This window comes from Methanobacteriaceae archaeon (assembly GCA_030656015.1).
In the GTDB taxonomy this organism is placed as follows: domain Archaea; phylum Methanobacteriota; class Methanobacteria; order Methanobacteriales; family Methanobacteriaceae; genus UBA349.
Map to the genome: position 1 here is coordinate 469,772 of JAUSNX010000001.1, position 12,519 is coordinate 482,290.

Annotated in this window: 15 protein-coding genes; 2 read left to right on the forward strand and 13 right to left on the reverse strand. The window is 35.7% G+C overall.

Going from position 1 to position 12,519, the window contains the following annotated elements; all coding sequences use genetic code 11:
- Nucleotides 1-10 precede the first annotated feature (10 nt).
- From yciH to Q7I96_02460, 11 genes are all read right to left on the reverse strand, one after another.
- Nucleotides 11-346: a stress response translation initiation inhibitor YciH gene (gene yciH, locus Q7I96_02410; GenBank protein MDO9626465.1), complete on the reverse strand. Its 336-nt coding sequence runs from the start codon at nt 344-346 to the stop codon at nt 11-13.
- On the reverse strand, nt 347-553 hold the full coding sequence (gene rpmC / locus Q7I96_02415; protein MDO9626466.1) for a 50S ribosomal protein L29: 207 nt from the start codon (nt 551-553) through the stop codon (nt 347-349).
- A 20-nt stretch (nt 554-573) separates the two neighbouring features.
- On the reverse strand, nt 574-1,479 hold the full coding sequence (locus tag Q7I96_02420) for a 30S ribosomal protein S3 (GenBank protein MDO9626467.1): 906 nt from the start codon (nt 1,477-1,479) through the stop codon (nt 574-576).
- Nucleotides 1,480-1,485: 6 nt separating this feature from the next.
- Nucleotides 1,486-1,947: a 50S ribosomal protein L22 gene (gene rplV / locus Q7I96_02425; protein ID MDO9626468.1), complete on the reverse strand. Its 462-nt coding sequence runs from the start codon at nt 1,945-1,947 to the stop codon at nt 1,486-1,488.
- A gap of 12 nt (nt 1,948-1,959) precedes the next feature.
- A complete protein-coding gene (gene rpsS, locus Q7I96_02430) occupies nt 1,960-2,379 on the reverse strand; it encodes a 30S ribosomal protein S19 (GenBank protein ID MDO9626469.1) in 420 nt (139 codons plus the stop codon).
- 24 nt (nt 2,380-2,403) lie between these two features.
- Nucleotides 2,404-3,129, reverse strand: coding sequence for a 50S ribosomal protein L2 (locus tag Q7I96_02435; GenBank protein MDO9626470.1), 726 nt, complete (start codon nt 3,127-3,129; stop codon nt 2,404-2,406).
- 32 nt (nt 3,130-3,161) lie between these two features.
- A complete protein-coding gene (locus Q7I96_02440; protein ID MDO9626471.1) occupies nt 3,162-3,422 on the reverse strand; it encodes a 50S ribosomal protein L23 in 261 nt (86 codons plus the stop codon).
- Between the two features lie 36 nt (nt 3,423-3,458).
- Nucleotides 3,459-4,229 carry a 50S ribosomal protein L4 gene (gene rpl4p / locus Q7I96_02445; protein ID MDO9626472.1) on the reverse strand — a complete coding sequence of 257 codons (771 nt, stop codon included), beginning with the start codon at nt 4,227-4,229 and terminating at the stop codon, nt 3,459-3,461.
- A gap of 19 nt (nt 4,230-4,248) precedes the next feature.
- Nucleotides 4,249-5,259: a 50S ribosomal protein L3 gene (gene rpl3p, locus Q7I96_02450; GenBank protein MDO9626473.1), complete on the reverse strand. Its 1,011-nt coding sequence runs from the start codon at nt 5,257-5,259 to the stop codon at nt 4,249-4,251.
- Nucleotides 5,260-5,304: 45 nt separating this feature from the next.
- Entirely contained in the window at nt 5,305-6,117 is an 813-nt protein-coding gene (locus tag Q7I96_02455; GenBank protein ID MDO9626474.1) for a putative RNA uridine N3 methyltransferase, read from the reverse strand.
- 268 nt (nt 6,118-6,385) lie between these two features.
- Nucleotides 6,386-7,042: an METTL5 family protein gene (locus Q7I96_02460; GenBank protein ID MDO9626475.1), complete on the reverse strand. Its 657-nt coding sequence runs from the start codon at nt 7,040-7,042 to the stop codon at nt 6,386-6,388.
- A 308-nt stretch (nt 7,043-7,350) separates the two neighbouring features.
- On the opposite strand from Q7I96_02460, the gene Q7I96_02465 reads away from it, so the two are divergent.
- The gene (locus Q7I96_02465) at nt 7,351-8,841 is read left to right on the forward strand and encodes an acetyl-CoA carboxylase biotin carboxylase subunit (GenBank protein MDO9626476.1); all 1,491 of its coding nucleotides are present in this window, start codon (nt 7,351-7,353) and stop codon (nt 8,839-8,841) included.
- A 134-nt stretch (nt 8,842-8,975) separates the two neighbouring features.
- On the forward strand, nt 8,976-9,944 hold the full coding sequence (locus tag Q7I96_02470) for a biotin--[acetyl-CoA-carboxylase] ligase (GenBank protein MDO9626477.1): 969 nt from the start codon (nt 8,976-8,978) through the stop codon (nt 9,942-9,944).
- 157 nt (nt 9,945-10,101) lie between these two features.
- Here the strand turns inward: Q7I96_02470 and rtcA are convergent, their stop codons facing one another.
- Together rtcA and Q7I96_02480 are read right to left on the reverse strand one after the other, a co-directional pair.
- Nucleotides 10,102-11,160: an RNA 3'-terminal phosphate cyclase gene (gene rtcA / locus Q7I96_02475; GenBank protein MDO9626478.1), complete on the reverse strand. Its 1,059-nt coding sequence runs from the start codon at nt 11,158-11,160 to the stop codon at nt 10,102-10,104.
- 117 nt (nt 11,161-11,277) lie between these two features.
- Nucleotides 11,278-12,456 carry a TIGR03576 family pyridoxal phosphate-dependent enzyme gene (locus Q7I96_02480; protein MDO9626479.1) on the reverse strand — a complete coding sequence of 393 codons (1,179 nt, stop codon included), beginning with the start codon at nt 12,454-12,456 and terminating at the stop codon, nt 11,278-11,280.
- Nucleotides 12,457-12,519 lie beyond the last annotated feature (63 nt).

Consider the following 12,519-nt stretch of genomic DNA (forward strand, 5'->3'; position numbering starts at 1 on the left):
ATTTATTCAATTATCTTCTTCTATTATGTTTCCTATCCATTTCTCGAATTTCAATAGTATCGGATGAAAAACCCAGGTTAGCTAGAACTTCTTTAACTCTCCTTTTATGGTCCCCTTGAAGTTCTATCTGACCTTTTTTAGCTGTGCCACCACAGGCACACCTGGCTTTTAATTCCTTAGTAAGTTCCTTAATGTCGATATCGTGTTCGTCTATGCCCTCTACAATGGTCATCAGTTTCCCGAATCTTCTTCGTACTGTAAATACTTTAACAGTCTGAACTTCTCGTGCTATTTCTTCACAGACGCAGAGTTCATCTGGAAGACCACATACATCGCAGATTTTCATTTATGTCTCCTTCTGTTTTTCATTCATAATAGTAAGAACGCGAGCAATGGTCCTTTTGAGTTCCTTGATTTTTCCAGGATTTTCATAGACCCCTGATGCAGAACTTTTGGAAATGTTTTTAGCATATTCTGCTTTGAGTTCACCCAGCTTCTTCTGGATCTCATCAATATCCATTTCTCTTACATCTTTACTTCTTAAGATAGCCATTTTTTTCATCCCTAAAAGTATTATTCCGATTCTGGCTTTTCAGAAGATTCTGGTTCGGTTTCAGTCTCTTCAGCAGCTTCAACATCTTCAGATACTTCTTCTTCAGAAACCACATCAGTTTCCTCAGGAACATCTTCAGATACTTCTTCTTCCTCAGATTCTTCAACTACTTCAGATACCTCTTCAGTCTCTTCGATTTCTTCTTCAGATTCTTCTAGTTCTTCTAGTTCCTCTTCAGATTCAACCAGTTCTACTTCTTCAGTAGATTCCAAAGGTTCTTCAGTTACTTCAACTTCTACAGTTTCTTCAGTTTCAATTACAGTCTCTTCAATAGTCGGAGCTAAAATATCAACTTTATCTGGTAGAACTGCACCCGGTGGCATGATTCTAACATAGATTCCTAAAACACCAGGTTTGAGTTGTACAGTAGCAAAACCTTCTTTTACTAAACGAATGGAAGGTTCACCACATTTTTTGATGTAACCATCGGAAAACTTAGCAGTAGCAGATCTTGCACCCCTAATTTTACCGGATATGGTTACTTCTACACCTTGAGCACCTGACCCCATAATTCTTCGTATGGTGGTATAGGCCACTCTTCTAAAATGCATACCTCTCTGCAACATGTTTGCAATTTTGTAGGCCATGATTTTAGGGTTGAGTTCAGGAACATCCACTTCTTTAACTTCTACTTGTGGGTTTTCCAAATCAAATTTGGTTTTTAAGTTTTGAGTTATGCCTCGAACAGTTTTTCCGCCTCTTCCAATAACCATTCCTGGTCTTTCAGCGTAAACAACTACCATAGTCCCTAGAGGAGTAACTTGAACTTCCATTCCACCGTAGCCGGCTCTTTCGAGTTCACTTTGTAGATATTCATCAATTCTAGTTCTTCTAAGGCCCTCTGTGACAAAATCCTTTTCTATCATGTAAATCTAAGCCTCCCCTAAGACAATCTGCACGTGGGTAGTGGGCGTATTATTCGGGCTTGCTCTTCCAAAAGCACGGGGAGTCCATCCCTTTAATATAAAACCACGATGACTAGAAATGTGCATGATTTTTAGGTTTTCGGCGTCCAATCCCTTGTATTCTGCATTAGCTTCAGCGTTTTCCAAAACTTTTAATATTTGAGTGGCAGCTTTAACAGGGTAACGGCCACTAGGCCATCCTGTTAATCCCTTACGGTGACCAACCTTTTTGTTGTGTCTTTTGAAAGGAACAGCTTTATCCATCTGAATAACCTCTTCCAAATAAACTTTGGCGCTTTCGAGTTTTTTTCCTCTAAGTTCCCTGCATAATTCTACAGCGTGTTTAGGGGAAATTTTTAAAGATTTCCCAATCGCCTTAGCAGTTTTGGCCTTATCGTCTTCGTTAAAAGCATAATTAATTTTAGCCATTGTTTATTCTCCTTATTTAAGAGGCACGAACATGGATGATCTGGTAGCTCCCATTCCTGGGTCTCCGTGTTCAACTTTTTGTCGTGTAGGTGCAAATTCCCCAAAGTAACAACCAATCATTTCAGGTTGGATTTGTACTTGAACAAATTCTTTACCATTGTAAATACCAAAAGTTATACCTACCATTTCTGGTAGAACAATCATGTCTCTACAGTGAGTTTTAATAATTTGAGGCCTTCCACCTTTAGTACCTTCTTGTCCTTGTTTTTTTAATTTTTTAATTCTTTCTAGTACCTTCATTTGCCTTGGTAAGAATCCTCTTTTCAGAGATCTCCTTTGCCTGGATGGTAATATTTCTATAACCTTATCCAGAGGCATTTCTTGTAATTCTTCCAAAGTGTGATTGCGATACTTAAATTCTTTACGTGCCAATAAGCCACCTCCTAATAGTTGTGGTTATCTCCTCTTACCTGTTCTTCGAGCCGCGATTGAACCGACTTTTCTTCCTGGTGGGGCATGTCTGGATACGGTTGTAGGTCGTCCAGGGTGTTGCCTGTTTCCACCACCGTGTGGGTGATCCACTGCATTCATGGCCACTCCTCTAACAGTAACACACTTTTTACCTTTAGCTTTCAGAGCATGGTAACGGTTACCTGCTTTAAGGAATGGTTTTTCTCTTCTTCCTCCACCAGCTACAACGCCTATAGTAGCCCTGCACTTAGGATTGAATGCTTTTAACTCACCAGATGGAAGCTCAATAACTGCTTTATCCACATCATGAGTAATCAAAGAAGCATAAGTTCCAGAAGATCTTACGAGTTTACCTCCGTCTCCTGGACGATTTTCAATATTATATATTGGAGTACCTTCCGGAATTTCTCCCAGGGGCAATGAATTTCCAGGACTGATTGGTGCTGAAATTCCACATGCTACCTCATCATTAATTTGAATACTTTCCGGGGCTAAAATAAGTCTTTTTTCCCCGTTTTCAAATTTTACTAATGCTACAGGAGCACTTCTTCCAGGGTCGTGCATAATATCTGCAACTTTACCCTTTAAGATGCCTTCTTTCTCTAATGAATCATAGGAACGGTACTCTATCTTACCTTTAAATCTGTGAGAAGCACTTCTAAAAGTAGAAGTTCCCCTACCTCTCCTTTGTGAAATTAAACGTTTTCCCATTTTTTTTCCTCCAAGTTACTGACTATATCAGCTTAGAATACTCCCATCTTAACAGCAATATCTTCTGCTTTGTCATCAGAAGAAAGCTTGATGTAAGCTAATTTTATTCCTTTGGAGTTTATATGAGTATTAACCTTTTCCACCTTAACATCATAGAGTTCTTCACAAGCTCTCTTAATGTCAGATTTCTCACTGGTTCTCAAAACTACAAAAGTCAGTTCATTGTTTTGATCGATTAAGTTCATGGTTTTTTCAGTTACATGAGGTTTTACAATAATTGCATAAGGATCCATAATATTCACCTTTTTCTTAAAATAGGGAATATTGCCCTATTGGAAGAGTTCCCCCAATTTTTCTATAGCAGATTTGGTAAAAACTGTTAATCTTCCAGGATGAGTTCCAGGAGCTAATAATTCAGCATTAAGATTTTCTACTAAAACCACATCAACACCGGAGTGGTTTCTAGCACCTAAGCTGATTCCTTTGTCTTCACCCACAACTATTAGAGGTCCTTTACGAGTCTTATATTTACGACCTCGCATTTTACCTTTACCAGATCTAATTTTTTTTCCTTCTTTAGCTCGGACAACATCATCGATTATGCCTAACTTTTTGAAAATTTCCCTGGTTTCTTTAGTTTTCTTGACCTTGCAGAGCTCATCATCAACCACCATTGGAATTTGAGGCACATTTTCTACTTTATGGCCTCTATTCTCAACAATTTCTGGGTTAACGGTAGCTGCAAGAGCAGACCTTATAGCAAAACGCCTTTCTTTCCGGTTGATTTTCTCATGGTAGTTTTTTTGTGGGCGTGGAGGGTGTGCTCTCCTACCGCCTACTACATGAGCTACAAATGCTGCTCTAGAACCAGAACCTTTTATACGAGGAACCTTAGCAACACCACGTCCAGAACCGTATGACTCTGCAGTTGTCCTTTTACCAGCCATTGGGTCAGAACCCCATGGTTGAATCCGGGCAGTTTGTGCTGAGATAACGGCTCTTTTTATAAGGTCCGGCCTAAATTCTTCCTGGAATATTTCAGGCAGTTCAATCTCTTCTGTGACTTCGCCTTCCAATGAATAAACCTTAATTTTTTTCATTTAAACCACTCTAATTAAATTAAACACCTTGTTTAGATGCTGTACTGATGTAGTTAATCTGAGGAGCGTCACTATTTTTTCCATTGGACCTAATAGCTTTTCTTAGAATAATTAATCTTTTTGAAGGGCCTGGAACTGATCCTTTAATGATTATGTAATCATTTTTGACCAGACCGTACTTAACAAACCCTCCAGCTGGGTTAACAGCGTCTGCCTCAGATGCTTCACCGATTTTTAATATTTTTTTATTATATTCAGTTCTTTTGTGATATCCCATTTGACCAGCTTGGGCAACAGTCCACATAGTTCTGGAAGGAGTCCAAGGACCTATGGAACCAACGTGCCGTGCTTTACTACTTCTAGCAGCTTTACCATACTGAATCCGAATACCCCATCTTTTGACTGGGCCCTGAAAACCTTTACCTTTAGTTATAGCAATGGAGTCAACATATTCTCCATCATCCATAATATCTTTGGCACTAATTTCTTTACCCAGCATTTCAATGGCAAAATTTAGTTGTTCATCAGGGGTTTTGCCCCCGACACCGCATTCAAATATTTCCGGCTTTTTCTTAGGTACGCTGGTTACTTTGGGATTAGTGTTAATTAAAACTCGTATCTCAGCAACATGTTGCAGGTTTTCTTTAATTTTTTCCACTGCAGCATCTTTATTGTATTCTTTAGGAAGTGATATCTTCCTTGATAGTTCTTCATTTAAATTGTCAGCGAGAACATCTCCCATGGCTTTTAAACCACGAGTAGTATTTTCATAAGCCCTGATACCCATCACACATATGGGTGGTACTTCTAGAATAGTAACAGGTGTAGAAATCTCCATTCCCTCAGTTGGGGAATTTTTAGTATTATCTACCATCATAACGTGAGTCATGCCCACTTTATATCCAGCAAGACCCAATAATCTCGGCTCATCGGCCATTGGCCAGGACTTGATTCTTGGTGTCTCTTTGGCTGCTCGCTTTCTAGGACTAAATGCAACTGATCCTTTTCTTGGTTGATGATGTCTAGCCATTTAATTTTACCTCCTTACATTCACAATTTTATTTCCATTTTTTGATTAATCTGAGTTTAAGAGCAAGTTAAAAACAGACAAAGTCGCTAAAACTGCTTCTTCTGTCCTTACAGTTTTGGTGCCCTGAAGAGGTATAGTATTCACTTCTAAGTCCACCAGATTCTGACTTCCAATATCATCAGGTAAGCCAGAATAAGGACCACCAAACAAAATAGCCACATGTTTGGCGTTTTGTACCTTAAATTTCACTTCATCTAAAATAGAAGTTATCGGTGCAGCATTACGGGATGTTGCCACCACAAAATCCGGTTTTACTGTCTTTAAACTTTGGTGAAGATTATTATAATTGGATAAAGTCTCATATCCCCAGTACTCATTTTCTGGTTCATCCGGTTCGACTATTATCTCTTTACCCAGCTTGGTTACTCGAAAGCTTAGTATTTTATTTACAGTTAGTTGTTCCTTGCAAAAAGCGGTTTTATCCGCCCCTATGTCAACGAAGGTCCCTTTTCTGGTCCTTTTGAGCGTTAGTCCCTGTCTGTAATCGCCTTCGCCGGGTTTCCCTGTGGGGTGGTGTGGAGTTCTAAGTGGTGGGAGTAAACCCACATGCTTTAACTCATTCCTTATCGGAAATACCTTCTTTCGAAGATACTGAGGTGTATTCATATAAGTGAGAATATCACTAATAAATTTTGCCTCTTTTTTGTTTGCATCGTCATGATACACTACAATCCGGTCTGCATTGAATATAGCTGCGGATCTCGCAATCGCTCCAACCTTATAGGTTTTGAGTTTTAAATCAGTAGTTTCCGCAGTTAAAGAGTCCGGGATAAATATAGATAAATGCTTCTTTAGCATCTTTGAATATTTGTCGTCATCTATTATAAACATTGCTATAGTCCAGACTAGGCAAAAATACTAACACCATATCATATTTTCAAAATATAATATTGAGCAGTTTCAAACTGCATATTGATATTTCACACTAAGAATGTAGGTTAGTAAAGGTTGGTTAATTAAGTATATAAACCTTCTGTTTGGAGTTCCCTTTAAAAACTTTTAATATTGAAAAATAAAATCATATGCTCCTTAAGGAATCATTTGTGAAAATTATAAGAACCTAAAGTTACTTATTAATTCTTTCAACTCTTACTACAATCACTTCTATTTTTTTAGCCTCTTGTTTATGGAAAGAATAAGTTCGAGGAATTGAAAACGTGTAATAAAACTTTTGAGTTATTTTACCACCTAAATTTGAAAAATAATTTTCCACAAAATCTTCGGTTTCCGCCATGTGAAAAGAATATACTACATTGGCTAGGTGGATGGCCTTTTCCATAAATATTCTATCTGCTCCCTTTTTTACTTTTAGTTGAGATCCGAAGGGTGGATTTTGAATACAAGTATCCATAAACTTTATTTTTTCAGAAGATATATTATTAATATCCATTTCAATAAAATTTATCTTCTCATTTAAACCCAGTTTTTCAGAGGTTTCGCGGGCCATAATCAACGCATCAAGATCAATATCTATCCCACAAGCACATTCAGCACCCAACATAGCAGACCCTAAAGCAAAAATTCCAGTTCCACAACCTAAATCAATTACATTTTTATCTTCAATATCTCCTAAATTATAAGCATTCCACAAAACATCAGAAGCAATTATAGAAGGTGTGTGATATTGCTCCAATTCTATTTTGGGTTTAGGGTGGCCAGAAATTGATTCTAAAGCCATTTCTAAATGTCTTTGTTTTTTTATGGGCTTAAAATTAGTTTTCATTGTATCTATTTATTTATTTATTTTAGTAAAATTAACTTATCAATCATAATAAAAGCATATTTCTGATTTGGGTTCAATAATTATTTAAATTCTCTTTTAAATCAGATAATTTAAAATATTGAAAATTATAATTTCCATCTAATATTTTAATTATATTGACATATATAATAATTATAAGTAAAAATGTTAAATAAAAAAATAGATATTATAATTTTGATATTATATAATTGAAGAATTAATTGAATAAAATAATTAATATAAAGAAATTGTTTGAGTATAAGTAATTTACAAAAATAAGGAGCTATGCCATGTTTAACAAAGTTCTAATTGCCAATCGTGGTGAAATAGCAATACGAGTAATGCGTGCCTGCAGAGAGTTGGGCGTTAAAAGTGTTGCAGTTTACTCTGATGCTGATAAAAATTCTCTTTTTGCCAAATATGCTGATGAAGCTTATTCAATAGGTGAATCAACCCCTTCCCAAAGTTATTTAAACATAGATAAAATTATAGATGTTGCTGAAAAATGTGGTGCCGATGCTATACATCCAGGTTATGGTTTTCTGGCCGAAAATTCCAAATTGGGGAAAGAATGTGAAAAACACGGAATAAAACTCATAGGTCCATCCGGTTCGGTTATTGAATCAATGGGAGATAAAATTACTTCTAAAAAGTTAATGAGAAAAGCTGGTGTCCCCGTAATTCCCGGAACTGATAAGGGAATTTCAACCATTGAAGAAGCAGTGGATATAGCTGAATCAATAGGCTATCCCATAATTGTAAAAGCTTCTGCTGGTGGTGGAGGTATTGGAATGAGGACAGTCTATGAAAGAGATGAACTCATAAGAGCTATTGAATCCACCCAATCTGTGGCCGCCTCGGCCTTTGGAGATTCTACAGTATTCATAGAAAAATACCTGGAAGAACCACGTCACATTGAATTCCAGGTTATGGCCGATGAACACGGAAACACTATCCATGTAGCAGATAGGGAATGTTCTATCCAGCGCAGACATCAAAAATTAATTGAAGAGTCACCATCCCCCATAATGACCGATGAATTAAGGGAAAGAATGGGTGCTGCTGCGGTTAAAGCAGCTGAATCAATTAATTATACTAATGCTGGGACCGTTGAATTTTTATACTCCAATGGCGACTTTTATTTCCTGGAAATGAATACTAGAATCCAGGTAGAACACCCCATTACTGAAATAGTAACTGGAATTGATCTGGTTAAAGAGCAAATAAAAATTGCATCTGGTAAAGAAATCTGTTGTGCACAAGAAGATATTTCCGTGATGGGACATGCCTTAGAATGTCGTATAAATGCTGAAGATCCTCTGGCCGAATTTGCTCCTAATCCTGGTAAAATAACAGGATATAGATCTCCAGGAGGTATTGGTGTGCGGGTAGATAGTGGAGTATACATGAATTATTCCATACCCACGTTCTATGATTCCATGATTTCTAAACTTATTGTATGGGGTAGAACACGTAACGAAGCTATTAATCGTATGGAAAGGGCCCTAAGCGAATATGTAATTTTAGGAGTCAAAACAACCATTCCTTTCCATAAAGCCATGATGAGAAGCCCTGATTTTAGAGCAGGAAAACTTAACACCCATTTTGTCGATGAACACCGTAAAGGAATCATGGAAGAGATGGAAAAAATAGTTCTAGAGGACAAAGAAAGAGTTAACCGTTTAAAATCCACTTTCTTGCCAAATAAAAAAGTTGCTGCCATAACCGCAGCTGTGGAAAATTATAGGAGTACTGCTCAATCCCAGCAGAAGCAAAAATAATCCCTTACATTTTTTAAAAATATTATGTTGAATTAATTTAGATATTGAATTAAAATTATTAATTAAAGTCAATTTCGGTAAAATGAATTAAATCAGACTTAAAATAATCATATGGTTATAAAAGGGGTTTTAACATGCAGGAGCAAATATTAGAAATTTTATATGCAAATGATGGAAAATATGTTTTACTTGAAGAAATTACTTCTCTACTTAATATCAATACAAAAGAATTAAAAGAAAACATTGAATCTTTGAAAGAAAAGGGATATGACTTTAATTCGTCACCGGAAGTAGGAATACAATTAGTTGAATCACCAAACCTCATTTTGCCCTATGAAGTAAAAAGAGGCCTTGAAACAGATTATATCGGTCAGAATATTCATTATTTTAGCGAAATTGACTCAACCAATAATGTAGCTAAAAAAATGGCTGAAGAAGGTGCCCCAGAAGGTACAATAATAATTGCAGAAACCCAAACTCGTGGAAGAGGTCGCAGAGGTAAACAGTGGATATCACCCGCTGGAGGAGTCTGGATGTCAATAATACTACGCCCCCAAATTCCCCCATCAGAGGCCCCTCAATTAACTCTTATGACTGGAGTGGCAGTAGCTAAAGCTATAAAAAATAAATTTGGGCTTGATGTGGGAATTAAATGGCCCAATGATATATTAATTGGTTCTAAAAAGGTTTGTGGAATATTAACCGAGGCAAATGCTAAATTCAGCACAATTGATTACGTGGTTGTGGGAATTGGAATTGATGCTAATGTGAATACTGAAAATTTTCCATCAGATGTTCAAAAAAGTGCAACGTCTCTTAAGAAAGAATTAAATGAAGATATTATGGGTCCAGAATTAGTTCAAGAATTTTTAAAAATATTTGAAGATACTTACAACGAATTTAAAGAAGGTAATTTCCCAGAAATACTTGGTGAATGGCGAAGAATGTCTAAAACTATAGGAAGCCGTGTTGAAGTTCGAAAACAGCTGGGAAAAATAGTTAGGGGAGAAGCTGTTGGTATAACAAATGAAGGAGCACTTATTTTAGAATTAGACAATGGTAATCTTCGTAAAGTAATATCTGGTGAATGTCTTCACATTTAAAAAAATAGTCTCTGATAAAGCTTTAAAAAAAACTTAAATTTTAAAAAACTTAAAAAAGCAAAATTATTTTTTATTTTTTAATTTTTTCACTATTATTTTTATTATATCTGTTTTTATTATATTAATTATCATTAGTTTATCCTGATGATTTTTGTAATTATTTGGATTTAATAATAACCTGCCCTGAAACTTCAAATTTCTTTTCTAAGTCCTGAAAGTCCAGAGCATTCCCATTACAGCTTACTTCAAATTCGACACTGAGAAATTTTTGCACTACATTTAAATTAGTTAGGGTATGCATTGTCAAATTAGATATTTCTACCTCAGATTTTCCGGCCATAGCCATGTAAGGGATGATTTGATCACCCATGTGCTCATCAAGAGCAGATTTAGTTTTAAGAGAGTTCAATAATTCATTTGCAGCTTCTTCCCCCACAGTCTCTGCAGGTTTACCTAATTTTCCTATGGAACTACCACCTAATCTCGTATTTCCCTGTGCCCATAAAACTATGCCGGAACCTTGACCAGAATTATTAGAAGAATGTTCTATTTCAATATCAATATCATAACCTGTTTTTTTAAGAATTTTTTCTGCAGAAGATGCTTGTCGTTCAGCAACGTGAATAGGAAGATTTGAAGCGTGAGAAATACCTTTAATTGAATCTATTTCTGATTTTAATAGATTTATGGGATTAAGCTTTTTTAATGGGAAAATTTCAGCTTTTACTTCTCCTCCACCTTTAGGATAGTGGCCTCTTTTTATGAAATCTATATTGGCAGCATATCCCATTTTTTCCAATACTGGTAAAGTAACATTTTTAATATAATCTATTGATGGAGCCCATCGAATGTCAGTTCCACCAGTAATCTGAATTTTAGAAGACTTAGAAGCAAAAGGAGCTATAATCATGAAAGATTGTAATATTAATCCTATACTGCCCGCAGTTTTAACGTTCAACTGAAAATTTCCACTTTTTAATTCACCCGGATGAAACTCAAATTCAGATGAACCCAAATGCAAGCCATCAATAGAAGCATTGGAAATTTGGGCCACAGATTTAACCGAATTTAGATGTTGGGCGGCCAGTCCCATTTTAGTGCGTTTAGCACGGATATTAAAAATATGAATTGGCTTTGAGGTTAGAGCAGATAATGCAGTAGAAATTCTAACTATAGAACCCCCACCTTCCCCCAAAGAACCATCAATCTCAATCATATTTAACTCCTCTAAGCAGATTCATGAATAAAATATAGTATGAAATAAAAAAATGAAAATATTAGTTTTTAACTAAACTATTTAAAAATTAAATTTTATCATTAAACAGATTATATTTTAGTTAAAAATTATATTTCTACATTTCTCAGAGTCATCAAGCACATTTAAAAGCAAATTTAGCGAATTTAAAATTAAATCAGTTAATTCATCTAAATCTAAAATTTTAGCATCCTTAGCAGCTAAATCAAACCTCACAGTGGGTGATGCTCCAGGCATTCCTACCGCAGGAATAGTTAAAATACCATGATCTTTAAGTAAAATCATGGCCCATACAAATGAGATATCTGAAGCAGATAAAGAAGTTTTGATACCTTTTTCCTCAATTTGTAATTTTAAAACATCAGGAGATAACATAACACCAGTAGGTGTCTCTTCAAAACCTTTGAATTTAGAATTTAAAGATTTATTAAGCTCATGTTTTTTTTCTAATGAGTTTAAAAGATTTTCAGGGTTAAAACTTTCTAAGGCCCTTACCATGCCTGCCACCAGAGGAGGTTGAGCTTCTAAGCCAAATTGATGTGCTTTAGATTTAATTTCATTCATTAAATCTTCACTTCCAGACATCAAACCTCCGCGAGGGCCATCCATAAGCTTGTCTGTACTGGTAACTACCAGATCTGCACCTAATTCAATGGCAGTGGGCTGATTAAAAATTACAGTTCTTAATCTAGCTCCAGAAGCATCATCAACCAGTACTGGGACTCCACCATCTGAAGACTTTGAATGAGATTTAGCCTTATTGATTATCTCCTTAAATTCTTCTACGTCAATAATCTGATGATCCATGGTTGATCCAGTTATAACAATTAAAGAAGTGTCATCGGGTATGAAAAAGTTTTCTAAATTGTCAAATTCAATGTAATTAGCACCTACCAGTTCACAACTACGAGGAATTGATGGATGAGATGGTAATTTTGGTAAATAATGAACTACATAACTTTCAGGTCTTACAAGAGCTAATATTGTGGCCAATATACCAGAACTTGTTCTATTAAGACCTAAAATCTTTTCTCCACCGAGATGTTTTTTCCCCATTTGAAGCAGTTGATCTTCAAATATTGCAGGTCCCACATAAGTTTCTAAAAGTTTTAGATCTTCATCATTAAGTAAAAATCCTCCGGAAAGTCCAGTTAGATCATATATCTGGTTTCGACCATCAGATTGTATAATTTTTTTAATTATTAGTAGAGAATTCTCTCTCTTTTTAACTTCATGAATATTAGTCTCAACAATCATAAATGAAACCTCATTGGATTATAAATTATTAATCTTTGGTTAAATATTGATTATTATTATTAT